23 protein-coding genes are annotated in these 26,097 nt (G+C 60.2%); 9 read left to right on the plus strand and 14 right to left on the minus strand.

Annotated elements, in window-relative coordinates; genetic code table 11:
- Positions 1 to 5: 5 nt before the first annotated feature.
- Positions 6 to 1,187 carry an MFS transporter gene (locus tag AGR1_RS22095; RefSeq protein ID WP_149148267.1) on the minus strand — a complete coding sequence of 394 codons (1,182 nt, stop codon included), beginning with the start codon at positions 1,185 to 1,187 and terminating at the stop codon, positions 6 to 8.
- Positions 1,188 to 1,581: 394 nt separating this feature from the next.
- The gene (locus tag AGR1_RS22100) at positions 1,582 to 1,869 is read right to left on the minus strand and encodes a hypothetical protein (RefSeq protein ID WP_149148268.1); all 288 of its coding nucleotides are present in this window, start codon (positions 1,867 to 1,869) and stop codon (positions 1,582 to 1,584) included.
- 270 nt (positions 1,870 to 2,139) lie between these two features.
- Between AGR1_RS22100 and AGR1_RS22105 the strand changes: the two genes are divergently transcribed.
- The 3 genes from AGR1_RS22105 (at position 2,140) to AGR1_RS22115 (ending at position 5,110) form a co-directional block, all read left to right on the plus strand.
- Positions 2,140 to 3,318, plus strand: coding sequence for a hypothetical protein (locus tag AGR1_RS22105; RefSeq protein WP_149148269.1), 1,179 nt, complete (start codon positions 2,140 to 2,142; stop codon positions 3,316 to 3,318).
- Between the two features lie 107 nt (positions 3,319 to 3,425).
- On the plus strand, positions 3,426 to 4,067 hold the full coding sequence (locus AGR1_RS22110; RefSeq protein ID WP_170985652.1) for a DUF1007 family protein: 642 nt from the start codon (positions 3,426 to 3,428) through the stop codon (positions 4,065 to 4,067).
- Positions 4,061 to 5,110 (plus strand): nickel/cobalt transporter, encoded by a 1,050-nt coding sequence (locus AGR1_RS22115; RefSeq protein ID WP_149148270.1) that lies wholly within the window; start codon positions 4,061 to 4,063, stop codon positions 5,108 to 5,110. The genes AGR1_RS22110 and AGR1_RS22115 overlap by 7 nt, the downstream gene beginning before the upstream one ends.
- Here the strand turns inward: AGR1_RS22115 and AGR1_RS22120 are convergent.
- From AGR1_RS22120 to AGR1_RS22140, 4 genes are all read right to left on the minus strand, one after another.
- Complete coding sequence (locus tag AGR1_RS22120; RefSeq protein WP_149148271.1) at positions 5,107 to 5,367, minus strand: intracellular growth attenuator family protein; 261 nt, start codon at positions 5,365 to 5,367, stop codon at positions 5,107 to 5,109. The two genes, AGR1_RS22115 and AGR1_RS22120, sit on opposite strands and share 4 nt — an antisense overlap.
- A complete protein-coding gene (locus tag AGR1_RS22125) occupies positions 5,354 to 6,046 on the minus strand; it encodes a GNAT family protein (protein ID WP_149148272.1) in 693 nt (230 codons plus the stop codon). The genes AGR1_RS22120 and AGR1_RS22125 overlap by 14 nt, the downstream gene beginning before the upstream one ends.
- A gap of 275 nt (positions 6,047 to 6,321) precedes the next feature.
- The gene (locus AGR1_RS22135) at positions 6,322 to 7,017 is read right to left on the minus strand and encodes a tellurite resistance TerB family protein (RefSeq protein WP_149148274.1); all 696 of its coding nucleotides are present in this window, start codon (positions 7,015 to 7,017) and stop codon (positions 6,322 to 6,324) included.
- A 108-nt stretch (positions 7,018 to 7,125) separates the two neighbouring features.
- Positions 7,126 to 7,764: a 2-dehydro-3-deoxy-phosphogluconate aldolase gene (locus AGR1_RS22140; RefSeq protein WP_077984065.1), complete on the minus strand. Its 639-nt coding sequence runs from the start codon at positions 7,762 to 7,764 to the stop codon at positions 7,126 to 7,128.
- 171 nt (positions 7,765 to 7,935) lie between these two features.
- On the opposite strand from AGR1_RS22140, the gene AGR1_RS22145 reads away from it, so the two are divergent.
- The 3 genes from AGR1_RS22145 to AGR1_RS22155 all read left to right on the plus strand — a co-directional run bounded on the left by AGR1_RS22145 (position 7,936) and on the right by AGR1_RS22155 (position 10,425).
- On the plus strand, positions 7,936 to 8,424 hold the full coding sequence (locus AGR1_RS22145) for a CYTH domain-containing protein (protein ID WP_149148275.1): 489 nt from the start codon (positions 7,936 to 7,938) through the stop codon (positions 8,422 to 8,424).
- The gene (locus AGR1_RS22150) at positions 8,408 to 9,316 is read left to right on the plus strand and encodes a CHAD domain-containing protein (protein ID WP_149148276.1); all 909 of its coding nucleotides are present in this window, start codon (positions 8,408 to 8,410) and stop codon (positions 9,314 to 9,316) included. Before AGR1_RS22145 ends, AGR1_RS22150 begins: the two co-directional genes overlap by 17 nt.
- A gap of 164 nt (positions 9,317 to 9,480) precedes the next feature.
- Positions 9,481 to 10,425: a rhodanese-related sulfurtransferase gene (locus AGR1_RS22155; RefSeq protein ID WP_077984068.1), complete on the plus strand. Its 945-nt coding sequence runs from the start codon at positions 9,481 to 9,483 to the stop codon at positions 10,423 to 10,425.
- Positions 10,426 to 10,537: 112 nt separating this feature from the next.
- Here AGR1_RS22155 and AGR1_RS22160 read toward each other — a convergent pair whose 3' ends face one another.
- The 8 genes from AGR1_RS22160 to AGR1_RS22205 form a co-directional block, all read right to left on the minus strand.
- On the minus strand, positions 10,538 to 12,781 hold the full coding sequence (locus AGR1_RS22160; RefSeq protein ID WP_170985651.1) for a bifunctional diguanylate cyclase/phosphodiesterase: 2,244 nt from the start codon (positions 12,779 to 12,781) through the stop codon (positions 10,538 to 10,540).
- A 196-nt stretch (positions 12,782 to 12,977) separates the two neighbouring features.
- On the minus strand, positions 12,978 to 13,757 hold the full coding sequence (locus AGR1_RS22165) for a MetQ/NlpA family ABC transporter substrate-binding protein (RefSeq protein ID WP_077984069.1): 780 nt from the start codon (positions 13,755 to 13,757) through the stop codon (positions 12,978 to 12,980).
- A 33-nt stretch (positions 13,758 to 13,790) separates the two neighbouring features.
- Positions 13,791 to 14,459, minus strand: a complete 669-nt coding sequence (locus AGR1_RS22170) for a methionine ABC transporter permease (RefSeq protein WP_080793922.1) — start codon at positions 14,457 to 14,459, stop codon at positions 13,791 to 13,793.
- Positions 14,449 to 15,489: a methionine ABC transporter ATP-binding protein gene (locus AGR1_RS22175; protein WP_149148277.1), complete on the minus strand. Its 1,041-nt coding sequence runs from the start codon at positions 15,487 to 15,489 to the stop codon at positions 14,449 to 14,451. The genes AGR1_RS22170 and AGR1_RS22175 overlap by 11 nt, the downstream gene beginning before the upstream one ends.
- A 368-nt stretch (positions 15,490 to 15,857) precedes the next feature.
- A complete protein-coding gene (locus AGR1_RS22180; RefSeq protein ID WP_149148278.1) occupies positions 15,858 to 16,487 on the minus strand; it encodes an NAD(P)H-dependent oxidoreductase in 630 nt (209 codons plus the stop codon).
- A gap of 361 nt (positions 16,488 to 16,848) precedes the next feature.
- Entirely contained in the window at positions 16,849 to 18,228 is a 1,380-nt protein-coding gene (locus AGR1_RS22190) for a GH1 family beta-glucosidase (RefSeq protein WP_149148279.1), read from the minus strand.
- Between the two features lie 610 nt (positions 18,229 to 18,838).
- Positions 18,839 to 20,689 (minus strand): ABC transporter ATP-binding protein, encoded by a 1,851-nt coding sequence (locus AGR1_RS22200; RefSeq protein ID WP_142913167.1) that lies wholly within the window; start codon positions 20,687 to 20,689, stop codon positions 18,839 to 18,841.
- Positions 20,690 to 20,737: 48 nt separating this feature from the next.
- The gene (locus tag AGR1_RS22205) at positions 20,738 to 21,901 is read right to left on the minus strand and encodes a M20 aminoacylase family protein (RefSeq protein WP_077984141.1); all 1,164 of its coding nucleotides are present in this window, start codon (positions 21,899 to 21,901) and stop codon (positions 20,738 to 20,740) included.
- Between the two features lie 305 nt (positions 21,902 to 22,206).
- On the opposite strand from AGR1_RS22205, the gene AGR1_RS22210 reads away from it, so the two are divergent.
- The 3 genes from AGR1_RS22210 to AGR1_RS22220 all read left to right on the plus strand — a co-directional run bounded on the left by AGR1_RS22210 (position 22,207) and on the right by AGR1_RS22220 (position 25,984).
- Positions 22,207 to 23,916, plus strand: coding sequence for a peptide ABC transporter substrate-binding protein (locus AGR1_RS22210; protein ID WP_137411955.1), 1,710 nt, complete (start codon positions 22,207 to 22,209; stop codon positions 23,914 to 23,916).
- Between the two features lie 144 nt (positions 23,917 to 24,060).
- Positions 24,061 to 25,071, plus strand: coding sequence for an ABC transporter permease (locus AGR1_RS22215; RefSeq protein WP_077984077.1), 1,011 nt, complete (start codon positions 24,061 to 24,063; stop codon positions 25,069 to 25,071).
- Positions 25,064 to 25,984 (plus strand): ABC transporter permease, encoded by a 921-nt coding sequence (locus tag AGR1_RS22220; protein ID WP_077984078.1) that lies wholly within the window; start codon positions 25,064 to 25,066, stop codon positions 25,982 to 25,984. The genes AGR1_RS22215 and AGR1_RS22220 overlap by 8 nt, the downstream gene beginning before the upstream one ends.
- The last annotated feature ends 113 nt before the right edge of the window (positions 25,985 to 26,097 follow it).

Consider the following 26,097-nt stretch of genomic DNA (forward strand, 5'->3'; position numbering starts at 1 on the left):
ACGCCCTATTCCGCCACCTGCCGCCGCGTCAGAAACAGCAGCAGCAGCGCCGCACCCGCCCCGACTGAAGCAAGGCGAATAGAGGTGCCGAAGCTGGCATATTGCGATACGAACCCCATTAGCGGCACCGCAAACAGCGCGGCGAGAAAAATCGAATTCATATAGAGCGCCGTCGCCCGGGCCGTGCGTCCGCGGGCAAAGCCCTGCACGAAGGTGAGGCAGGTGCCGGCAAAAAGGCCGTAATAGGCCCCCTCCATCGCAGCGCCCAGCAGCATTGCGGGCAGGGTCGTGACGGAAGCGATGATGTTGAAGGCGATTATCGCCGTTATCGCCGCGCCGCTCAGCAGCAGCCGTGCGCTGATCAGGCGCATGATGCGCGGCGCAAAAAGAATGAGCAGGACTTCCATGGCGCATTTGACGCTGAGCGAAAGGCCCGGCGCATAGTCCGGCAAGCCCACCTCACGCACCAGAAACACCGGCAGGGCCGAGGCGCAAAGAGCGTGGGCGAAAGACATGCAGAAACTCGCTGCCGCCGCCATCAATAGCGGCAAGTTGCGCCCCGTATCGACCCCGCCTTCATCTCGCCGCTCCATCGGGCAGGTCTGGCCACGCGGCACGATTGTAAACGCAAGCGCCCCCCAGGTGGCCGCCATCAGCATCGCGTTCACGAAGACGGCCTTTGCACCGGCGAGATCGACAATCAGAAAGGCGGCAGCCGGCAACAACATCCATGCCAGCGATACCATCATCCTGAGGAAAGCATTATAAGAGATGGTATCGAGCGCCTCGATCCGGCCATGATAACGGCCGTAACTGAAGACAAGTGTGGTGGCCGCGTTGGAAAGCCCCATGCCTGTCGCCGTGACCGCCACCAGCAGCGCCAGATGCCCGAAACTCGCCGCCGCCGCCGCCACGAAAGCCCCGGCGACGGAAAGCAGCAGCAACGGCCTCACCCGCACACCGGCATCCACCCGCTCGCCATAGATACGGCTGGCGATGATGGAGGCAAGCGCTGCCGTCACGCTGTAAAGGCCGAGCGTTGCCGGCGGATGGCCAAGCACCTGGATGATGTAGAAACCGATAAACGGCACAATGGCAGCATTGGTGCTGCCGGCGATGAAAACCAGCAGCGCGATCATATAGGCCTGACGATCGAAAGCGCCCGGCAAAGTGCTTTTCTGTGGCATGGGAATCAAGTGAAGGCTGGGAGGCGGCACGGGATGACGGCGACCACCATCACACCAAAATGCTCTGTGGTTCAAGCCCGTCCGAAGGAACGAATGCGGTTTCGCTTCTCGAAGAAAACAAGTCGTCTTCCCCATCCGGTACACCGGCTCGGTTTCAATGTTGTGAAGAAACCGGACAAAAAAGAGGGCCGCGAGGCCCTCTTCTAGTCATGCGATGCGCCGTTTGTTCTTGCCGGAAACGCCATGCGTCAAACACACGCAACTCGAGGATCGTTGCCGGCTTATGTGCTGCGCGCATCGTCTGCGTCGAAAATCCCTGATGATTTTCGATCTGTTCCGTTGGAGCGGGATGGGGAAAAGCCCGATGGTTTCGCCATCCCGTTCCACGTTTCAGTTAGTGCCGGCGCTTTTTGCCGCCGCCGTTCTTGTTGTCGATGACATCGACGGACGTCTTGTTGCCGTTCAGCACACCGTTCAGAATGCCGGTCTTGTTGCCATTCAGAATCCCGTTATTGGACAGGATGCCGTTGACACCGAGATCGATGCTGGGCGAGACGACGACAAGGGCGCCCGCCTTGTTGCTGTTGCCGGACAGGATGCCTCCCAGAAGACCGCCCGCATTGGCCTGACCAACGGAAGCGACAGTAAGAATAGCGGCTACACAAGCGAACTTTGCAATCATTTCTCTCTCCTCTTTTGTTTGATCACGCCATCTGGCGTAACTGAACTGTATATTTAGAGGATTCTAATTCAAGCAAATGCTAATATTACAATGAAAAATTAACTTTAATACTGGTGATTTTAATAGAATTTTACACATCATCTTTTCGAGCCCACCATCTCTATTTCGGCATAGACGCCATGAATTTCGGCTCCGAACGTAAAACGGTGCGGGAGACTTTATTAACCATCCAAATATAAGATATTGCTTAATTAGCGACCGGAGATGCGAATGCGGCTGGGGGGATATATCGCGCTTGTTCTCGGGCTTGCCTGCTCCTCCGGCGCGCAGGCGCAGCAAAAGGCCGATGAGCACAATGTCACCTATAAATCCGGTATTGCTTATGACAGCAATTATTTCGCCGACACCAACCGGCTGAGCGCGATATCGCTGCGCACCGGCTTCGGGCTCAATGGCAAGATAACGCTGGAGGGGGCAGAGCTGCGTTATTCGCTCGAGCAAGAAGAGGTTCGCCTGCCCCGCTATCGTTTCGCCAATGAACATAACACCATCGCTACACTGGGTCTGACGAAGCGCTTTTCTGAAAAGCTGGAATGGGCTGTTGAGCTGCGCGGCACCCGCAGCGATGCCGGCGATATTTTCCTGCATCTGCCGGAAGAAGACATTGGTTACCGACAGCTGGATCACAAGCTGGAGGCGTCTTCCCAGCTCGGCATCCTCGCCCTTGGCGGCAAGAACACGCTGACGGCAAGCATCGCCAGCCTGATGAAAGGCAAGGCGCGGTTCCGCCCGGCCTATTTCCTGCCCACCCGACTGGAAGCCAACGAGGCGCTTTTATCGCTGAAGGCCGAACATGCACGATCGCTCGGCGGTGGCGAGGCGGGGCTGACGCTTGTTTACGACCGTATCGCCGTGCCTGAGGGGCAGCAGGAAAAATATGAACGTTTCCCGGCCCAAACGCTGCGCGGCTCTCTGGCCTATGGTTACAGGTTCTCCGACCGTTTCGCGGTTCTGGCCGAAGCGGGTTTCACATCCATTTCCGGCGATGAGATCAGCGACAAGGTAAAGCGCACCCGCCCCTATCTGCGGGCCGAGGCCGAGGTGAAGGCCACGGATCGCATCGCCTTCGGCGTCGGCTTTTCGCAGGACTATGCGCTTTTCGATCCGGATGATCCGATTGCGGAATTCCATCGCCGCTTTCAATTCGTCATGAAAAGCAGGCTCACCGAAAAGGTGGGGCTCGATCTTGCGCTGCATCGCGTCCACAAGGACTGGATCTATTATAATTACGATACCAGCGAGCGCAGGCTGGTCGCAACGCTGTCCTTCGATACCGGCAAGAACAGCAAGCTGGAGCTAGAGTTCAACCGCCTGCTGCATGGCGAGCGCGATACCGATCTTGCCTATAGCGGCTCCAGCATCACCTCGCGCTTCAGCGGCACCTTCTGAAATTCCTTGGCGGCCCGCGTGAAGGATCAAACCCATCAGGTCGAAATTCGGTCCCAATTTCTGCTAGAGTCGGACCTTCAAGATTCGAAGGCAGGACAGACCGGATAATGAACAGACGCTTTTTGCTCCTCGCGGCCGGCCTCGCCTGCGTTCCCGTCGCTGCGGTTGCGCATCCGCATATCTTTGCCGAAGCCCGCATGGAAATCGTCGAGGGGCCGAACGGCACCGTTCAGGAAGTGCGCAACATCTGGCGTTTCGACGAGATGTTTTCCGCAAGCGTGGTGATGGATTACGACAAGAACAGCGATCTGAAGCTCGACAAGGACGAGCTGGCGGAAATCGGCAATACGGTCAAGGAATCGCTTGCCGAATATTCCTACTACACCTTCATCACCGCCAATGGAAAACCGGTGGAGTTTGGGAAGCCCGACGCCATTCACGTGGACTACAAGGACAACCAGATCCTGATGTTCTTCTCCGTGAAGCCGAACAAACCGCTAGCAGTCAAGGGCAAGCTCTCCTTCGGCGCCTGGGATCCGACCATGTACACGGCGATCGATTTCGCAAAGGACGGCGATATCGCGACCGAGGGCAAGGACCTGAATGCCTGCAAGCATCATGTCGTCCGACCCGATCCTGACGAGGTGATCTCGCAAAACCAGAGTTCGCTGACCGATGCCTTCTTCAACGATCCGACCGGAACCGACATGACCAAGCTCTTCGCCACCCGGCTGGAGATATCATGCTGAGCCGCAGGGCAAACCTCGTCGCTGTCGCCATCGGCCTCGTTGCCGTGGCCGGTGCGGCCCATGCGCAGTCGCCGCTCGGCATCGGTTCGGCCGAGCCTTCCTTTTCCGTTGGCGGGCCCTTCGCACCGCTGATGCAATGGATCAACGTGCACCAGCAGATGTTCTACCGTGCACTGACCGGCGCGTTGAAGGCCATGCGCGAGGATGGCTGGGCGCTCAGCTCGCTGATCGGCCTCTCCTTTGCTTATGGCGTTTTTCATGCCGCCGGCCCCGGCCACGGCAAGGCGGTCATTTCGTCCTACATGATCGCCAATGAAACGCAGTTGAAACGCGGCATTATCATTTCTTTCGTTTCGGCGCTCATTCAGGGTTTGATGGCCATCGGCCTTGTCGGTGCCGCCTGGCTGGTGCTGCGTGGCACCTCCATCACCATGACGAAGGCCACGCAGGCGATGGAAATCGCCAGCTTCGCCATGGTGGCGCTGTTCGGCGCCTGGCTGCTGGTGCGAAAGCTCTGGTCGCTGCGCATCCGGCGCGAACCCGTTCCCGTTTTCGCCACGGCAGGTGAAACCGCCATGCCGCGAACGACCGGCATGGGCACGGGCCTGCGCTTCCAGGGTAAGCCGGTTTTCGCAGATCATGAGCATAATGGCACGGGCGACCTGTGCACCGCCTGCGGCAAATCCCACGCGCCCGACCCGATGTTGCTGAAGGGCAAGAACTTCAGCCTGCACGAGGCGTGGTCCGCCATTATCGCAGTCGGGCTCAGACCCTGCTCGGGCGCGATCATCGTCATGAGCTTTGCACTTCTGAACGGGCTTTATCTCGGCGGCGTGCTCTCCGTGCTCGCCATGTCGCTCGGCACGGCCATAACGGTATCGGCTCTCGCCATCATGGCCGTCTCCGCAAAGGGCCTCGCCGTGCGTTTCGCCGGCCCCGGCAGCCGCAGGGCGGCCGGCATCAGCCATGCGATAGAGATCGCCGGTGCGCTGTTCGTGCTGATCATGGGACTGCTGCTGCTCGGCGCGTCGCTTCAGCTCTAACCGTCACGGCGGCGCTGGTAACGGGCGCGCAGCCAAAATAGCAGGAAGAAACACAGCACCGCCACCGAACCGAAGGCAGCAGCGAGCCAGGGCGAATAATCGCCCAGCCACAGCATGATCTTCGGCATGACGAAGAAGACCAGCCCGAAACCGACGATGATGAGGGCGGCGGCGAGGGCCGGAGACCAATCCTTCTTACCGTGGCTCGGCTTTTCAGGCGCCGGGTTTTCAGGCGCCTGGTTTTCAGGCAATGGCATCGGCAAACTCCGCACGGATATCCTCAAGCTTGCGTTTCTGCGCTCCATCGGCCGCGAAATTCTCCGGCGAAAGCCAGGATTCGAAGGCCTTGCCGATCAGCGGCCATTCGCCGTCGATCATGGAAAACCACGCCGTATCGCGGTTCTGGCCCTTCGAGACCATATGCTGGCGGAAAACGCCCTCGAAGGTGAAGCCATAACGCTTCGCCGTTATCTTGGAGGGCTCGTTTTCATTGTGGCATTTCCACTCGTAACGGCGATATCCCAGATCCTCGAAAACATGTTTCGCCATCAGGTAATGCGCCTCGGTGGAAAGAGGCGAACGCTTCATCTTCGCGCCATGGGCAACGGAGCCGACCTCGACCACCCCGTTGGCTGGATCGGGCCGCATATAGCTCGCCATGCCGACGATATCGCCGGTGGCGTTTTCAACGAAGACCCGCGTGACCCAGTTAAGCTTCTGGCCCGCGCCGACAAGCCAGTCGCCGAAAGCGCTGGCATCGGGAAAGGCGCTTTGCGGGAAATATTTGAGCAGCGCATTCACGCCCTCGCCGCCGAGGGCGGTCCAGAGTTTTTCCAGATGCTTTTCGCGGTCGAACGGCTCGGCGGTCACATAACGACCCTTCAACACCACCGGCTGCGGCGGCGGACATCCCTTGAAATCACTCAGATCGCGCATTCTCTTCCCCATTTGCTGGGAGAAGGATTAGGGCAAGCGAGGCGGGATGACAACAGGGGATGTGGGGCATGAAGATGGCGCAAGAGCCTGTGGCTCACGCCCCTCTGTCCTACCGGGCATCTCCCCCACAAGGGGGGAGATAGACAAGCGGTCAAGTCTCGCCCATCTCAACATTTGCGAATGGAGTGGTGGTAGCGCCTCCTGCCGATCTCCCTCCTTGTGAGGGAGATGCCCGGCAGGGCAGAGGGGGTAATCCACGCCCGCCGAGGCCTACCTCAAACCTTCGCAGCCACCACCGTCGCCTCGATATGGTCGACCAGCGCATCCGGCAACCCAAGCCGCCCGGCAAGAAGATCGAGATAGCCCCGCTCCGCCCGCGTGTCGGCCTCGATGGCAAGCCGCGAGGCGGTGTAAAGCTCCACTTTCTGCTCTTCCGTGCGGGCGGCTGCCACCAGCGCGTCGATGTCGAGAGGATCGGCCAGTTCCTTTTCGAGGAACCGCTCGGCTTCGCTATCGAGGCCGAAGACCTGCACCTTGTCCATGATATTGGCGCGCTCCTTCTCATCGATATGACCGTCAGCCTTGGCGGCGGCGATCATCGCCTGGATGAGCTTTAGCGCAAAATCATTGGAAAGGGCGGGAGATTGCGGATGGAAGGCGGAATCGGCGGGCGGTGCGAGCAGCTCCGGCTCGGGTTTCGGCGCGACTTCAGGCGCCTGGCCGGACTTGTAATTCTTGTAGGCAAGGTACCCGAGACCGGCGATGGCGGCCACGCCGCCGATGGTGGCGACATTGCCGGCAAGCTTGCGGCCGGTCTTGGTGCCCAGAATGGCGGCGGCGAGCGCACCGGCTTTCAGGGGATTGTTCCTGGCGATATCGGCGGCCTGCCCGGCTCTGTCACGGACGCTTCCCGAAAGGCCCGGCACCTGCGAGCCGAGGAATTGTTCAAGAAGCTTCTTGGCGTCGAACATCAAAATCTCCTGTAGAGGTCAAATCTACAGGGGAGATAGGGAGCCGTGGCCCGAATACAAATGTCAAACCCGCTCACGCCTTCGTGAACGGGTTTGACAGATTGCAAATCAGGCGCGCAATGCGGCGGCTTCGGCCGCAAGCCTGGTGATACCCGCCCAGTCGCCGGTCGCCACCAGCTCGCGCGGGGCGACCCAAGAGCCGCCGACGCAAACCACGTTCGGCAGGGAAAGGTAATCATTGGCGTTCTTGAGCGACACGCTGCCCGTCGGGCAGAAGACGGTGCCGGCGAGCGGCGAGGACAGCGCCTTGAGATAGGGTGCGCCGCCGGCCTGTTCGGCGGGGAAGAACTTCAGCACCTTGTAACCCTCGTCACGCAGCGCCATGACTTCACTGGCGGTGGCAGCACCCGGAAGCAGCGGCACCTTTGAACCGCGCGCGGCTTCCAGCACGCTTTTGTTGATGCCGGGGCTGACGATGAAGGTGGAGCCGGCTTCCGCCGCCGCTTCGAAATCCTTGGCGTTGAGAATGGTGCCGGCGCCGACATTGGCGCCCTCCACTTCCGCCGCAACCGCGCGGATGGCGTCCAGCGCCGCCGGCGTGCGCATGGTGATCTCAATCGCCTTCAGGCCGCCCGCGACCAAAGCGCGCGCAAGCGGCACGGCGGAAGCGGCATCATCCACGATCAGCACCGGTACGACCGGCTGGAGCTTGAGGATGGAGAGCAGTTTTTCGGAGTCCTGGGCCAAGATGAGCCTCCCTTGCGCAATTGAAACGATTGAAATTCCGTCTACCGATTAGCCTGCCTCGGCATTTATGTCGAGGCGCGCCAGCCGCATTTTTATCCAGATACTTCAATCAATTCGCTTCATCACACTATCATATTGCGATACTCTGGCGCCCCAGTTCGCGGAGACAGCATGGCCAAGGAAATCGAACGGAAGTTTCTTGTTGCAGGCGGTGAATGGCGCAATGAGGTCACGCATAGCATGGCTTTCCGGCAGGCATATGTCGCCTCGATGGAAAACCGCTCGGTCCGGGTCAGGATCGTCGATGAGCGCGATGCGACCCTGACCATCAAGATCGGCGCAAGCGCGCTTGTCCGCGACGAATATGAATATTCCATACCCCTCAAGGACGCCGAAGAGCTGATGGCAAGCGCGCCGGGCGTCGTCATCGAAAAAACCCGCCACACCGTCGATCATGGCGGCTTCACCTGGGAAGTGGATGTTTTCGAAGGGAAATATCACGGGCTGGTGGTGGCGGAAGTGGAAATGAACGACGAGAACGCCGATCCCGATCTGCCGTCCTGGCTGGGCCGGGAAGTGACCGGAGACAAGCGTTTCTCCAACCAGTCACTCGCCATGGACTGTCCGAACGGAGACCTGTCGGATGCCCTTCAGAATTGATCCGAAAAAGCCCTTCGGTAACGAAATCCGCCGGGCCGGGCTGGAGCTGATCGACGATACAGTCACAATCCTTCGCGACCAGCCGTCCGGATCGCACGAGGCCGTGCACGACGCCCGCAAGCGGTTCAAGCGGTTGCGCGCCCTCTATCGCCTCATCCGCAAGGCGGCGCCGGATTTCGGCCGCGGGGAAAACGCCCGTATTCGCGATATCGCCCGCTCCCTCGCCTTTGCGCGGGATGCAACGGCGCTTGTGGAGACGGCGGAATATCTCGAGGCCTTCGCCCGTTCCGACGCGCAGGGAGAAGCGCTGCGGTCGATCACCGCGATGCTGCGCGCGCGCCGCGACGACGCCATAGAACACGAGGCCGGTCTCGACGAGGCCATTGCCGCCGCCATTACCGGCTGCGGGGAAGCGCGCAGGGCGCTTGAGACCCTATTGCTGCCGGATGCGTTGAAGGACACGGCGCGGCTGCTGAAAAGCGCCTGGGCGAAACAGAGAAAAAGGGCGCGCAAGGCGCTCGCCGATTGCCACGCGCAGGCCGACGTCGAACATTTCCATGAATTGCGCAAGTCTGGGCAAGCCTATTGGATGCATCTTGGCCTGATGCGCCGGCTCTGGCCTTCCGCCATGCGCGCCAAGCGCGCCGATACCAAGCGGCTCGTGGATATTCTCGGCCACGAGCACGATCTATCGGTTCTCGCCGCCGCCGCCGACCGCGAGCCGGACCGTTTCGGCAATGGCGAGCGGCTGGCCCTGCTGCTCGACGCCATTATCGAAAGGCAGCAGGCGCTGCGTGCCGAAGCCCTTGCGCTGGCAAACGAGGTGTTTTCCGAATCCGCTCGAACCGAAAGCCGCATCGTCGACCTGTTGTGGCGGCAGGCGGCGAAATAGGCGGGATGACGAAAGAAAGGTCTTGCGGTCGCGCCAAGGCCGGTTTTGTAGCACGAACCTCTTCGCCTTTTGCGCCCTTCTGTCAGATATTTGACGATTTGCAAAATACACGGAACCGCCGATAAATATTGCTTTGCGACCGCCGTCCCTGTATTTCAGCGCCCATGACCGACACGACCATTCTCCCCCGCCCGGAAGTATCTGGTGATTTCCTTGTGGCCGCGCTTTATCATTTCGCCCGCCTGCCGCGGTTCGAGAGCCTGCGCGAGCCGTTGTTCGCGCTCTGCCAAGAAAACGGGGTCAAGGGCACGCTGCTGCTGGCCGCCGAAGGCATCAACGGCACCATTGCCGGGCCGGATGCAGGCATTCACGCCGTGCTCTCCTTCCTGCGCGCCCAGCCGGAATTTACCGCGCTGGAGCACAAGGAAAGCCGTGCCTCGCACATGCCTTTCGTACGCCTGAAGGTGAAGCTCAAGAAAGAGATCGTCACCATGGGCGTGCCGGATATCGACCCGAACCGCATCGTCGGCACCTATGTCGAGGCGCGCGACTGGAACGAGCTGATCTCCGATCCGGATACAATCGTTATCGACACCCGCAACGATTACGAGACGGCCATCGGCGTCTTCAAGGGTGCAGTCGATCCGCAGACGAAAACCTTCCGCGAATTTCCCGACTGGGTGAAGAACAATCCCGGCCTGCACAACAAGCCGAAGATCGCCATGTATTGCACCGGCGGCATTCGCTGCGAAAAGGCCACCGCCTTCATGAAGGAGCAGGGTTTCGACGAGGTCTATCACCTCAAGGGCGGTATCCTGAAATATCTGGAAGAGGTCCCGGAAGAAGAGAGCCTATGGGAAGGCGCCTGTTTCGTATTCGATGAGCGCGTCTCCGTGGTGCACGGCCTTGCCGAAGGCGACCACCAACTCTGCCACGCCTGCCGCAACCCGATTACGCCGGAAGTGCGCCTGTCTCCAAAATTCGAGGAAGGCGTGTCCTGCCCGAGCTGTTACGACGAGCGCAGCGAAGAGGACCGTCAACGGTTTCGCGACCGGCAGCAGCAGATCGAACTGGCAAAGAAGCGCGGCGAGCGGCATCTGGGGCGGTAATACCGGCCGGCTATCGGACTGCATTTGCATTTGGATCGAGCGGGCGCCGCATCTTTCTTCTCCCCGCCGGGGAGAAGAAACAGGCCGCGGCGGCGGCAATCCACTGTGACCTTCACGCCCCTGCCCGCAACGCAAAAAGCGGCGCGTCCTGCCCGTCCAGCAGGGCGGTGATCTCTTCCGCCGCGACCGGTTTCGAGAACAGGTAACCCTGCAATTCATCGCAGCCGCACAGATGCAGGATGGCCGCCTGCTCTTCCGTTTCCACGCCTTCGGCCGTCACCGGAATATCGAGCGATTTTGCCAGCGCCACGGTGGCCTGCAGCATTTCCAGCGACCGGCCGCCCTTATCGAGCGCGATGATCAGCGAACGGTCGATCTTCATGCGGTCGAAACCGAAACGGCGCAGATACCCAACGCTGGCGAAACCGGCGCCGAAATCGTCCAGCGCTATGTGCAGGCCAAGCTGTTTCAGCTTGTCGATGGCCGCACTCGCCCGTTCCGGATGCTGGATGAAATAACCTTCCGTCATTTCCAGCCGCAGCCTTTCAGGCGGCGTCTGCGTCATCTCGAGAATATCCGCCACATAGCCGGCGAAGGCCGGGTTGCGGAATTGCACGGGTGAGATATTCACCGAGAGCTTGATGGACGGCCATTGCTGGGCCGTCTCGCAGGCCTTGTGCAGGACGAGAAGGCCTAGCCGGTCGATAAGGCCGCTGGTTTCGGCAGCCGCAATGAAGATATCCGGCGGCACAAAGCCATATCCCGGCCGCTGCCAGCGGGCCAGCGCCTCCACCCCGGTAATACATCGTGTGGCGGCGCTGACGACCGGCTGATAAACCACCTGTATCTCATCGTTCACGATGGCGGAGCGAAGATCGGCTTCGAGTTGCAGCTTTTCCTCGCGCAATTCATCCATCTTTAGTTCATAGGACACGTAACGCCCGCGTCCGTTTTCCTTGGCCTGATACATGGCCATATCGGCGCGCCGCAGCAGTTCCTCGCCACTGATGTCGCCGGCGCGGGAAACCGAAGTGCCGATGCTGCAACCGATGCTCGCCACCCTTTCACCGATGCTGAAAGGCTCGGTAAAGAGTTCCAGCAGCGCCAGACAGAGCTTGCGGCCTTCGGCCCATACGTCATTGCCCTGAATGGCGATAGCGAATTCGTCACCGCCGAGCCGCGCCAGAACAGCGCCTTCCGGCGCCAGCACCCGGAGCGCTGCTGCCACGCCCTTGATCAGCCGGTCGCCGGCGGCGTGGCCGTAGGAATCATTGATTTCCTTGAAACCGTCGAGATCGAGATAGAGCAGCTTGATATCCGTCTTGTCATGGCGGCCTCTTTCGACCATGCTGTTCAGTCTGGCGAAGAGCCCGGCGCGGTTGCTGAGCCCGCTCAGACGGTCGCGCAGCGCCTCCTCCCGCGCGGCCGCCTCATCCGCCTTCAGGCGGTCGAGCGTGGCCGAACCGATGATGAGCAGCACCAGAAAAAACGTGCCGGCGATACCGAGCGCGGTGAAGACCACCGGCCGCGCCTCATGAAAGCTGACGTCTCCCGGCAGGTGCGAGCGCCAGACAAGCCGGGCCAGCACCTCCCCCATCGGATTGACGATATCCACATGGTTGGCCGCAGGCGTGTCGCCATATTGCAGCTCGAGACCATCGATGACGTAATTGCGGGCAAGCTTGTCAACCGTCGCCTGCTTGAGATGGCGGGCAAAAACAAGGTAACGCCGCTCCTCACCGACCGGCGGCAGCGCGCCGGATTTCATCCGCACGAGCGCGACACCCGCGGCGGCGATACCATCGGCGGTTTTGGCAAAACCGGTCACCTGTGAGGTGATGCCCGGGCGCATGGACCGCACGCGCTCGATCATTTCCCTGAGGCCGCCGGCAAAATAGGCCTCCGGCTTCCACTTTACAGGCTTGCCGTCCTGATAGGCCATGCGGACGTTGCCATCCTCATCGATGACCACGGCCGTATCGAAGAGATCGTTATTGACCGTCATCTCGCCATAATTGCTTGCCACCCAGTCAAAACGATCAGGGGCATAGACATATTCGGCAGCGTCGTCCCAGGCGGCGTAGTCGTTCAGAGTCGCGCCAAGCTGTTCTCGAAAAGTGACAAGGGCGCCCGCCGTCGTCTCGCGCGAACGGGCGTTGTCGAGCAGGTTCGCCTTTTCGCGGACCTGGCTCAAGGCGGACAAAACCAGCGCGGTGACGATGACAAGCACCAGCGCGAAGGTGGACAAGACCACGCCCACGGCGGTTCTGCGCCCGACCGGCAAATAGTCCCCAATGTTGCGCGGCGCAATCCGCATAAAATCCCCTTCGAAAGCATCATCTTCCGCAGGAAACATTCAGAAGCCGTTAAGCCGCCCTGTGGCACTACCCCAAAAAACCACGGGTATAAAACGACAGTCTGGCAAAGGTCCTGAAAAATCCTTCCCTAAAACGCCAGGGGTTTTTCATGAAAGGGGGATTGCGCCCGCCTTCAAAACAAAAAACCTCCCCCGCAAGCGGGAGAGGTCGTTATTTTCGCCATATGGCGGTCTATTACCAGGACGGGATGACCGTGCCGTTGTACTTTTCCAGAATGAAGGCCTTCACTTCCGGGCTCTGGTAGGATTCAACCAGCGTCTTTACCCACGGCTTGTCCTTGTCCTGCGTACGAACGGCAATGACGTTCGCGTAAGGGGATTTTTCGCTTTCGATGGCGATGGCGTCCTTCTTCGGGTTGAGGCCGGCAGCCGTCGCATAGTTGGTGTTGATGACCGAAGCGTCGGTGTCGTCAAGCGAGCGCGGCAGCTGGGCGGCGTCGAGTTCGACGATCTGGATGTTCTTCGGGTTTTCGGTGATGTCGGCAGGCGTCACTTTGAGGCCGGCCTCTTCCTTGACCTTGATCACGCCCTTGGAAGCGAGAACCAGCAGCGCGCGGCCGCCATTGGTCGGGTCGTTTGGAATGCCGACGGTTGCGCCGTCCTTCAGCTCGTCAAGGTTCTTCACCTTCTTCGAATAAACACCCATCGGGGTGGTGATGGTGGTGCCGACGCTGACGAGATCGAACTTGCGGTCAGCGATCTGGTTGTCGAGATAAGGCTGGTGCTGGAAGGAGTTGGCCTGCAGCTCGCCATCGGCCAGCGCCTGGTTCGGCACGACATAGTCGGAGAACTCGACGATATCGATATCGAGACCCTTGGCGGCCGCGATCTTCTTCACCTGCTCCATGATCTGCGCATGCTCGGCAGGGGTGACGCCGATCTTGATGGTCTCGGCCAGCGCCTGACCGGCGGTGAAGAGAGCGGCGAGCGAAGCCGCGAGAATGAGTTTCTTCATGGGTGTCTCCTTGGGTTGTTATTATAAAGGCAGTTAATTCTTGCGGGTCCGCTTGTCGAAGCTGCGGGCCAGCCTGTCGCCCGCGCTCTGCACCAGTTGCACCAGCACGATGAGCACCAGAACCACGACCAGCATCACATCCGGCATGAAGCGCTGGTAACCGTAACGGATGCCGAGATCGCCCAACCCGCCGCCGCCGACCGCGCCGACCATGGCCGAATAACCGATGAGGCTGACCAGCGTGAGCGTGAGCGCCAGCGTGATGCCGGGCTTCGCCTCCGCCAGCAGAACTTTCGTGACGATCTGCAACGGCGTGGCGCCCATGGCGCGGGCAGCCTCGATCAGCCCCTTGTCCACTTCGCGGATCGCCGCTTCCACCAGCCTTGCGATGAAGGGAACGGTGGCGACCGTCAGCGGCACGATGGCCGCGCTGGTGCCGATGGAGGTGCCGGCGACGAGGCGGGTGAAGGGAATGATCGCCACCACCAGAATGATGAAGGGCGTGGAGCGCGCGGCGTTCACAACGAGGCCTAGAATGCGGTTGGTCATCGGCGCGGAAAACAGCTCGCCCTTGCCGCTGGTGGCAAGGAAAACGCCCATGGGCACGCCGATCAGCGAGCCGACGATGCCGGCAACGGCGACCATGTGCAGCGTCTGCAACAGGCCCTTGGAGAGAAGGCTGAACAGCATATCAGGCGACATAACCGAGCACCTCCGTGTGAAGACCGGTCTCAGCATAAAAGCGATTGGCGCGGGCGGTGACATCCGCAGACGCCGGATAGGAGACGACCAGCGAGCCGAAGGGCTGGCCGGAGATTTCCTCAATTGTGCCGGCAAGGATGTTCACGTCCGGGCCGATTTCAGCGACGAGACGAGCCGTCAGCGGCTGGAAGGCCGTTTCGCCGAAGAACACCAGACGCACCAGAACACGGTCGCCTTCCGCCGCCTGCGATTTCAGGCCCGAAGTGACCCAATGCGGCAGCTTCACGCCCACCGAGGACGACAGCAGGCTGCGGGTCGTCTCGTGTTTCGGCGCAGTGAAGATATCGAAGGTCGTGCCTTCCTCAACGATCAGCCCCCTGTCGATGACGGCCACCTGCGAGGCGATGGTCTTCACCACTTCCATCTCATGGGTGATGAGCAGCACGGTCAGGCCCAGTTCGGCATTGATGCGCTTCAACAATTCGAGAATGGATTGCGTCGTTTCCGGATCGAGCGCCGATGTGGCCTCGTCGGAAAGGAGCAGCTTCGGCTGGGTGGCGAGCGCACGGGCAATGCCGACACGCTGCTTCTGGCCGCCGGAGAGTTCCGCCGGATAACGCTTCGCCTTGTCGGAAAGGCCGACGAGATCGAGCAGCGGCGCAACGCGGCTTTCGATCTCCTTTTTGCCCATGCCTGATATTTCGAGCGGCAGAGCCACATTGTCGAAAGCGGTGCGCGACGACAAAAGATTGAAGTGCTGGAAGATCATGCCGACGGAACGGCGTAGCGTGCGCAGGCTCTTTTCATCGAGCGCCGCGACATCGACGCCGTCGACGACCACGCGGCCGGTCGAGGGCTTTTCAAGGCCGTTGGCGAGGCGGATGAGCGTGGATTTGCCGGCGCCGGAGCGGCCGATGATGCCGGTGATGGAGCCTTTCGGCACGGCGTAGTCGATACCGGCAAGGGCTGCGAAGCCGGGCTTGCCGCCCGTGCCGCCAAAGGTCTTGGTCACGCCTTCAAACGTGACCATAGGCTCCTTTGCCGACCCTTCAGGGACCGCCTGTTCTTGGCGTGCGGGGGATGCCGCACTGGATGGAAAACTCATTGTAAACTCTGGGAATGCGTGACGGATCGGGTCTCAAAAAATCCTGTTGCGGTGCTGAACCGCTCTCTTCATGCAGCCTTCGGGCACATTCGATGACAGCTGATTTTCCGGGTCATTTCGTCAGGCTTTCACTCAGAAATGCCGGGTATCGGCAATTCGATGGCGCATACTTGCCCGCACACGCCACCTTTTAACAGGGATGTTTTTTCAATTATCTGAAAAGAGAGAAAAAATCTACCGCAAAGCCGCCACGGCGGCCCTGCGGCAGTCAAGATTTCGCGACGATATGAAAATCAGACGCGGCTGACGAATTCTTCCGCCGGACGGCGCACCTTCTTCAGGTTCACCAGCCAGTCACCTTCCGGCTGGCGATAGCCGAGCGGCAGGATGGTGACCGAGCGCAGGCCCTTCTCGCGCAGACCGAGGATTTCATCGAGCTTTGCCGGATCGAAACCTTCCATCGGGGTGGAATCCACGCTCTCGAAAGCGGCCTGCGCCACGGCCATGCCGAAGCCGATATAGGCCTGACGGGCCGCGTGTTCGAAATTCACCTGCTGCTCGCGCTGCGGATAGGTGGAAAGCAACATCTGGCGATAGGCTTCCCAGCCTTCATTCTTGATGCCGCGCTCCTCGTTGACCAGATCGAACATGTGGTTGATCCGCTCTTCCGTGTAATTATCCCACGCCGCAAAGACCAAAAGATGCGAACCGTCGGTCACCTGCGCCTGGTTCCAGGCGATCTCCTGGATTTTTGCACGAACTTCAGGATCGGTGACGACGATGACTTCAAAGGGCTGAAGACCGCTGGAGGTGGGCGCCAGCCGCGCTGCCTCGACAATGCGCTCGACCTTGTCTTCGGACACCGTCTTGGAAGGGTCCATTTTCTTGGTGGCGTAACGCCAGTTGAGTTTTTCGATAAGCATGTTCGTTTTCCCTGGGAGGACCAACCCGCCCTGCCCCTTGACGGCAGAATGGGCGCTACGCTTCGTAGCCCGTCTGACATAGGGGGCGAGACGACGGGCGCAAGCAGGCACCGCGGGGTAACCGATAAAAAAGTTTGGAAAACTGATAATAAGGAGAGAGAACTTTATCGCGACGGGCGCTACGCGTCGCCTGCTACCGGATGCGGCGCGTAAAGTTCATGCAGGGCCGCCGCACCCAACCCTGTGCTCGTCACAGGAATCCAGCCGACACGCGTCTGCGCGGCGGAAAGACTCCGCCTCAGCCCAAGGACTTGGGCTGGCTGGATCCCTGTGGCAAGCACAGGGATGAGGGAGGTGACCGTTACGGTTTCACCAAACCGTGATTGCCCTTCGGAAAACCCGAAGCCAGCGCGCTGTACCACTTGCCGCTGTTCTTCAGCGTGCGCACCTGCGTATCATAATCCACATGCACAAGACCGAAGCGCATACGATAGCCTTCGGCCCATTCGAAATTATCCATCAGGCTCCAGGCGAAGTAACCGCGCATCGGATAACCGTCGCGGATGAGATCGGCGACGATGCCGAGATGTTCGGCGTAGTAATCGAGACGCGGCTGGTCATCCACCTCGCCGTTTTCGACGCCCATATTATAGCAGGCACCGTTTTCCGTGATGTAGCATTCCGGCAGGTCGTAACGTTTATAGAGCGTTTCCACCAGCGACTGGAGCGCCGGGGCATAGACCTCCCAGCCGATATCGGTCTTCACATCGCTTACGGCCGGGGCGGGTGCAGTGGCGGGGAATTCTGCGCCCGGTGACGCATCGTCGGCGACGCGCATCGGCGTGTAATAATTCAGACCCCACCAGTCCAGCTTCTGGCTGATGATGGAAAGGTCTTCCGCCTCCACGACGGGCATACGATCACCCAGAGCTTCCATCATCTCGACCGGATATTCACCCTTGAAGACCGGATCGAAAAACACGCCATTGTGGAACTGGAAGGCCCGTTCGGCGGCCTTGAGATCGGCCTCGCTGTCGGTAGCCGGAATGACGGAATGGGCATTCAGCACCAGCCCCACCGGCACCTTCGGCGCGACATGGCGGGAGACTTCCACGCCGAAACCATGGGCGAGATTGATGTGATGCATGGCGGCAAGGGCCGCCTCCATGTTGCGCTCACCCGGCGCATGAATGCCATACAGATGGCTTAGCCACACCGCGCACCAGGGTTCGTTGAAGGTCGCCACCGCATCCAGCCGGTCGCCGAGGCGGGCCATGACGGTCTTGGCATATCGCTGGAAGGCGTGCGCGGTGGAGCGCGAAGCCCAGCCGCCATCGCCCATCAGCGTCAGCGGCAAATCCCAATGGTAAAGCGTCGCATAGGTCTTGATGCCGCGCGCCTTGCAGCCATCCACGAGGCGGTCGTAGAAATCCAGCCCCTTCTCGTTGATCGGCCCGAAACCATCGGGGATGATGCGCGGCCAGGCGATGGAGAAACGATAGGCTTCGACACCCATTTCCTTGATGAGATCGAGGTCTTCTTCCCAGCGATTATAGTGGTCGCAGGCAATATCGCCGTTGTGCCGCCCGAAGACGTGACCCGGCATGTTGCAGAAGGCATCCCATATGGATGGCTTGCGGCCGTCCGCCCGGGTGGCGCCTTCGATCTGGAACGAGGCGGTCGCGACGCCGAACAGGAAATCGCCGGGGAAACGGGCGGCTAACGTTTTGGGATCGGTCATCTGCGAGGCCCTTCTCTGTCCGTCGAGCTTGAAAAGATCAGCAGCGGTTTAGACCATGTCGGCCGGCAGGTATAGTCGTGGGCGGCAGGAATCTACAACGTTTCAGGATACGCAATTTACAAGTTCAAAGCGCTTTGCATGGGGGGTTGCCGCCACAGCGGTTTGCCGGCGGCGCAAGGCATCGACCCGGCGAATGCGGGTGGGAGATGGGAGGTGGCAAAGGTTGTTGCATTCACCGAGCCGTATCGTCAGGGCAGCCAGAGCAGCCCATAGGTTACAGCCTTTTCACGGCACCTATCTGATCGGTCCTTCCCGCCTCTGGCCCGGCGGAACGCCTTTCAAAAACACGGCCTGCCAGAACCATGCTTGTCGATTGCGGGAGGAATGATGCGGCCAAAATGCGGTGATGGGGATGAGAGAGGAAGTATTTTTTCGGAAGTGACTGAAAAGGAAGGCGCGGCGGCGCGAAATTGTCCTCGCCATTCAGGCAGATCGCGAACAGCCCCCCTCACCCGACCCTTCGGGCCGCCTTTTCCCCGAAGGGTAGAAGACAACAAGGGACAACCGCTCGCTCCGCATCAGCCCTCAGCCTGAAGCCGACATTGCTCGATCAAGCCGCTTCCTGCACCAGATGCCCCGCCGAAACCTCGCGGTAACGCCGCTCAGGCGGGACATAGTCCACCGGCCGGATCGGGCTTTTGATCTCGTCCGTCGACATGTTGCGCCGGATCTGCCGGCGCGCCGGATCAGGCACGGGAACGGCGGACATGAGCTTTTTCGTGTAGGGATGCTGCGGATTGTCGAAAACCGCCGCACGCGGCCCGATCTCCACGATCTCCCCGAGATACATCACCGCCACACGATGGCTGACGCGCTCCACCACCGCCATGTCATGCGAAATGAACAGGAAAGCGAGGTTGAGGCTCTGTTGCAGGTCGAGCAGCAGGTTGCAGACCTGCGCCTTGATCGAAACATCGAGCGCCGAGACCGCCTCGTCGGCGACGATGACCTTGGGGTCGAGCATCAGCGAGCGGGCAATAGCGATGCGCTGGCGCTGGCCGCCGGAAAATTCATGCGGGAAGCGCCGCATCATATCCGGGCTCAAGCCCACCTTTTCCAGAAGATCGGCCGCCTTTTCACGGGCCTGCTGCTTGCTTCCAAGGCGATGCTCGATAAAGGGCTCCATGATCGCCGTGCCGATACTCATGCGCGGATCGAGCGAGGCGAAAGGGTCCTGGAAGATCATCTGCACGCTGCGGCGCATGGTGCGCAACGTTGTCTTGTCTAGCTTCAGCACCTCGTAGCCGTCGAGCATGACATTGCCGGATGTCGGCTCGATCAGCCGGGTGATGGAGCGGCCCGTGGTGGACTTGCCGCACCCCGATTCGCCCACGAGAGAAAGAGTTTCGCCCTCGGCGAGATCGAAGGATACCTTTTCCACCGCATGCACGGCGCCGGATTTGCGGCCGAAAAGGCCGGATCGAATATCGAAACGGGTGGTGAGGTCCTTTACCGAAAGAATGGGCGTGCGGCCTCCGGAGACCGTGTCCTTCACCTCGGCGACAGGCTGGCTTTCGCCGGTCTTGATATCGATGATCGGGAACCGGGCCGGCAGCACGCGCTCCTTCATCGAGCCGAGCTTCGGCACCGCCGAAAGCAGCGCCCGCGTATAAGGGTGGCGGCCGCGATGGAAGATGTCGTCGGTGGCGCCGGTTTCCACCACATCGCCGCGGAACATGACGATGGTGCGGTCCGAAACTTCCGCCACAACACCCATATCATGGGTGATGAAGAGGACGGACATGCCCTCCTCTTCCTGCAATTGCTTGATCAGGTCGAGAATCTGGCCCTGAATTGTCACATCGAGCGCCGTTGTCGGCTCGTCGGCGATCAGCAGCTTCGGTTTGGAGGCGAGCGCCATGGCGATCATCACGCGTTGCCGCATGCCGCCGGAAAACTGGTGCGGATAATCGTCGAAACGGTTCTTCGCATTGGGAATACGGACCTTCTCCAGCAGGCGGATGACCTCTGCCTTCGCAGCGGATGAGGAAATATCCTGATGCACGGTCAGCGCCTCGGCGATCTGCTTGCCGATGGGGAAGATCGGGTTGAGGCTGGTCATCGGCTCCTGGAAGATCATTGAGATGTCCTTGCCGCGAACCTTGCGCATCTCCTCTTCCGGCAGCGCCAGCAGGTCGCGCCCGCCGAGCATGACCTTGCCTTCGATACGGCTCGTCTTTTTATCGAGGAGCCGCATGATGGAGAGCGAAGTGACGCTTTTGCCCGACCCGCTCTCGCCGACGATCGCCACCGTTTCGCGCGGCGCGATCTCGAAACTCATGTTGCGGACCACCGATTTCCAGCCGCCATCGACGCGGAAGGATGTGGTGAGATTTTGAACCGATAAAACCGGGCTTACCGAACCGCCGGTCTGTTCCATGGACGTCGCCGCCAAAAGCATGCCAATCTCCTGAAAAGCAGAAGGCGGCCATGAAGGCCGCCGGGTATCTTACGCAGCAAGCGCGGTTTCGGCCATCGAAACCCAGTAGCTGATGCCGTAAGGCAGCGCATCGTCGTTGAAATCATAGGCCGCATTGTGCAGCCCGGCGGTATCGCCGTTGCCGATGAAGATGAAGGCGCCAGGACGCGCTTCCAGCATGTAGGAAAAATCCTCCGCCCCCATATGCGGGTTGGGGTTGGTGTTGACGGCGTTCGCACCGGCCACGCCCATCGCCACGCCGGTCGCGAATTCGGTTTCGTCACTGTGGTTGAAGGTGACGGGATAACCGCGATGATATTTCACTTCGACGGTCGCGCCATGTGCCATGGCGGTGGCGGTCGCCACTTCCTTCAGGCGCTTTTCGGCAAAATCGCGGGTTTCCGGCAACAGCGTGCGCACCGTTCCCGTCAACGTAACGGCGCCTGGAATGACATTGACGGCCGTGCCGCCATGGGTGGTGGCGACGGTGACGACCAGCGATTTCAAAGGGTCCGTCTCCCGCGAAACGATGGATTGCAGGGCGATGATGACATGCGCCGAGGTCAAAACCGGATCGATAGAAAGATGCGGCGCGGCCGCATGGCTGCCCTTGCCGGTGATGACGATTTCGAAACTATCCGCCGCCGCCATGGTCGACCCCTTGCGGATGGCGAATTGCCCGACCGGAATGCCCGGCTCGTTATGCATGCCATAGACCTGCGAAATGCCGAATTTCTCCATCATTCCGTCGTTCAGCATGGCGAGCGCGCCCGCGCCGCCCTCTTCCGCCGGCTGGAAGATCACCGCCACGGAGCCCTTGAAATTGCGGGTCTCTGCCAGATATTGCGCCGCACCCAAAAGCATGGCGGTATGCCCGTCATGACCGCAGGAATGGGCCTTGCCGGGCGTCTTCGAAGCCCAGGGCTTTCCGCTCGTCTCGAGGATCGGCAGTGCGTCCATGTCGGAGCGGAAACCGATGGTCGGGCCATCCCCGTGCCGGCCCTTGATGATGCCGACCACGCCGGTCTGGCCGATGCCGGTCTCGACCACGTCGCAGCCGAAGGATTTCAGCTTTTCCGCCACGAATTTCGATGTTTCGAAGACATCGTAGAGGAGTTCCGGGTGTTCATGCAGATGGCGCCTCCAGCCGGCAACTTCTTCCTGCATTTCAGCCACACGGTTCAATATCGGCATTCTCTTTTTCCCTTTTTTTGTTCCCCGCCGGGTTGTCGGACGCCATATTGCGTTTGGAATTTCTCGTTTTGCAAGCATGAAATTTGCTGCGTGAGCGAAAAATAGGCCGGAAACTGAATGGCTCAAAATTTGTTCACCAAAGAGACATTGGGACTTGCATTTCAAAAAAACTGACAATAGCATCGTCGGGAATGGAGGAATATTCCTTAGCAAAGTCAAATAGTTAGAAAAACAGACCTTGCGTGCGACGACGGGAAAAGCGTCAAACATTCAAACAGATAAAATCCAAAAAGGGGAAAACCACAATGAAGAAGCGCAGCGTTCTCTTTGCCAGCACGGTGGCGGCCATGGCCTTTGCGGGCTCTGTCGCCCATGCCGAGCGCGGCAGTGACGGCGAACTGAAAATCCTGTTCTGGCAGGCCGTATCGACACTTAACCCTTATCTTTCCGGTGGCACGAAGGAAGTCTACAGCTCGTCCATGGTGATTGAGCCGCTGGCGCGCTACGACGAAAAGGGCGAGCTGGTGCCGATGCTGGTCACCGAAATTCCGACGATCGAAAATGGCGGCGTCGCGAAGGATCTGCTCAGCATGACCTGGAAGCTGAAAAGCGATGTGAAATGGTCGGATGGCACGCCGTTCACCGCCGAGGACGTCATTTTCACCTGGAAATATTGCACCGCACCGGATGGCGGCTGCGCGCAGGCGGCGCAATATGAGGGCGTGAAGAATGTCGAGGCCATCGACGACCACACCGTCAAGGTCAGCTTCACCGAACCGAAACCTTACCCCTACTCCGCATTCGTGGGCGCACAGTCGCCGGTCATCCAGAAAAAGCAGTTCGAAAACTGCGTCGGCGCCGCAGCCCCCGGCTGCACATCCGCCAATTTCGGCCCCATCGGCACCGGCCCCTTCGTGGTCAAGGATTTCAAGCCGAATGACGTGATCAGCTTCGTCGCCAACACCAATTACCGCGACCCCGCCAAGCCCGCCTTCGCCACAGCGACCCTGAAGGGCGGCGGTGACGCCGCTTCCGCCGCACGCGCCGTGCTTGAAACCGGCGAATTCGATTATGCCTGGAACATGCAGGTGGAGCCGGAAATCCTCGCCACCATGGTGGCCGCCGGCAAGGGCAAGCTGGAGACCGCCTTCGGCACTCAGGTCGAGCGTATCAATCTCAACTGGTACAATGCCGATCCTTCGCTGGGTGACAAGCGCTCCACCAAGCAGGCCGGCCCGCACCCCGCCCTTTCCGATCCCGCCGTGCGCCGTGCGCTTTCGCTCGCCATCGACCGCGATATCATCGACGAAGCGGGTTATGGCGAAGCGGGCAAGCCGACCTGCAACATCGTACCGGCTCCGGAAGCCGTCGCTTCCACCAAGAATGACAGCTGGTGCCTGAAGCAGGATGTGGAAGGCGCAAACAAGCTGCTCGACGACGCCGGCTGGGTAAAGGGTGCAGACGGCATCCGCGCCAAGGATGGCGTGAAGCTTTCTTTCCTCTACCAGACCTCCACCAACTCGGTTCGCCAGGCCACGCAGGAACTGGTGAAGGATATGTGGTCGCAGATCGGCGTCGCTGCGGAACTGCGCAATGTCAGCGCCTCGGTCTTCTTCGGCGGTGACCCGGCAAGCCCGGACACCTTCCAAAAATTTTATGCCGATGTCGAAATGTACACCAACAATTTCGACGGCACGGACCCGGAAAAATATCTGGCGGAATGGCTGTGCGACAAGATCCCGGCCCCGGAAAACGGCTGGCAGGGCCAGAATATTCCGCGTTATTGCAACCCGGAATTCGACAAGCTGGTGGGCGAACTCTCCAAGACCGCCGAGCTTGACAAGCGCGCCGAGCTTTCCAAGCAGCTGAACGACATGCTGACGGAGGATGGCGCGCATATTCCGCTCATCCACCGCGGCAGCGTTTCCTCGCATTCGCTGACGCTGGAAGGCGTTCGCATGAATGCCTGGGACTCGGAACTCTGGAACGTCGCGGACTGGTCCCGCAAGAAGTAACACGCGGATGCGCCGGCTTCTCCCCCGGGAGAGGCCGGCCTTCTGCATGCCCCAGGACCATGTTCTGAAGACACATTTGCCGCGTTCAAGGCGAAAACGATCCCGCTTTTCGTCGCGCCGCGCTCTGGGTCTGGAGAGTTTCAGATGTTTACCTTTACACTCCGGCGGCTGGCCTTTGCCGTACCGACGCTGCTTGTCATCAGCTTCGTCATCTTCGCGCTGCTCGATCTTGCGCCGAACGATCCGACCGGCGACCTGCCGCTCACCATCCCGCCTGAAGTGCGCGAACAGATCCGCGCCTCGCTCGGCCTCGATCAGCCTTTTTTCATCCGCTACCTGATGTGGCTGCAGCAATTCTTCATCAACGAACCGCTGAACCTCCTGGAAAAGCTGACCGGCTGGCAGATCGGCGATGGCAGCCGCATGCGCGTGCTCTCCTGGGCGACACGCAGCCCGGTGGTCGATCTCGTCATTCAGCGCATGCCGCAGACGCTGTGGGTGGTGGGCCTCGCCTATCTCTTCGGTGCGCTGCTGGCGATCCCGATTGGCGTGGTCTCCGCCTACAAGCAATATTCAATCTTCGACCAGATCGGCACCTTCGTTTCCATGGTCGGTTATTCGGTGCCGACCTTCTTTACCGGCGTGCTGCTTGTCGTCATTTTCAGCTCCTACCTGCAATGGTTCCCGTCCGTCTACGACACCAATCTGCAAGTCAGGGACTGGGCGAGCTTCGTAGCGCAGGTGAAGCAGATGTTCCTGCCGGTGCTGGTGCTGACGCTCTATAACGTCTCGCAGATCAGCCGCTTCGTGCGCGCCTCCATGCTCGACAATCTGCATCAGGATTATGTGCGCACCGCACGCGCCAAGGGCGTGAAGGAAAAATCCGTGCTGCTCATCCACGTGCTGCGCAACAGCCTGATTCCGGTTGTGACGGTGATTGCGCTCGGCGTGCCGACCATCTTTTCCGGCGCCATCATCACCGAGCAGATATTTCGCGTGAACGGGCTTGGCCAGTTGCTGATCACCGCGGTTCAGGGCGCAGATATTCCGCTGGTACAAACGCTGACCTTCATTTTCGCGGTGCTGATCGTGCTCTTCAACCTGATTGCCGACGTGCTGTACGGCATTCTCGACCCGAGGATCCGCTATGACTGACGCCACTATAGAAGGGCCGACGGTTGCGGCCACCCCCACACAATCCGCCCTTGCCGACATGTGGAAACAGTTCCGCGTTCACAAGGGCGGGGTGGCGGGCCTCTTCGTCTTCATCTTCATCCTGCTGGCGGTCTATGTCGGCCCCTATATCCACACCGTTGCGCCCAACGCCATCAATGTGAAGGCGCGCAACCAGTGGCCGTCGCTCGCACATCCTTTCGGCACCGATAATCTCGGCAAGGACATGCTGGCGCAGGTTCTGGCCGGCGGGCGTATCTCGCTTGCCGTCGGCATCACCGCCATGCTGCTGGCGCTGTTCCTCGGCACGCTGGTGGGTGTTCTATCGGGTTACTTCCGCAGGCTGGACGGCCCCTTGATGCGGCTGACCGACCTGTTCCTGGCCCTGCCGCTTTTGCCGCTGCTACTTGTGATCCTGATGCTGTTTCGCGATACGCTGCGCGCGGCCTTCGGGCCGGAAACCGGCATCTTCATCCTGATCGTGTTCGTGATCGGGATAACGAGCTGGATGCATACGGCCCGTATCGTGCGCGGCGATGTGCTGACGATCAAAAGCCAGGAATTCATCATCGCGGCGAAATCGAGTGGCATGCGCGAATACCGCATCATCCTCAGGCATATATTGCCGAATGTGCTGAGTTCCATCATGGTCTCAGCCACGCTCGGCATTGCCGCCGCCATCATCACGGAATCGGCGCTGTCCTTCCTCGGCCTCGGCTTCCCCTCCGATTTCCCGACCTGGGGACGGCTGCTATTCGATGGCGCGAACTTCCTGCAATTGACGCCCTCGCGCGTGCTGTGGCCGGGCCTGGCGATTTCGCTGACGGTTCTGAGTGTCAACTATATCGGTGATGCGGTGCGCGATGCGCTCGACCCGCGCTCGCTGAAGAGCTAAACGCTCTCTCCCTCATCCCTGTGCTTGTCACAGGGATCCAGCCAGCCCAAGTCCTTGGGCTAAAAGGACTCTCCCCGTCGCGCAGACGCGCGACGGCTGGATTCCTGTGACAA

Source organism: Agrobacterium sp. B1(2019) (assembly GCF_008274755.1).
GTDB classification, from domain to species: domain Bacteria; phylum Pseudomonadota; class Alphaproteobacteria; order Rhizobiales; family Rhizobiaceae; genus Agrobacterium; species Agrobacterium salinitolerans.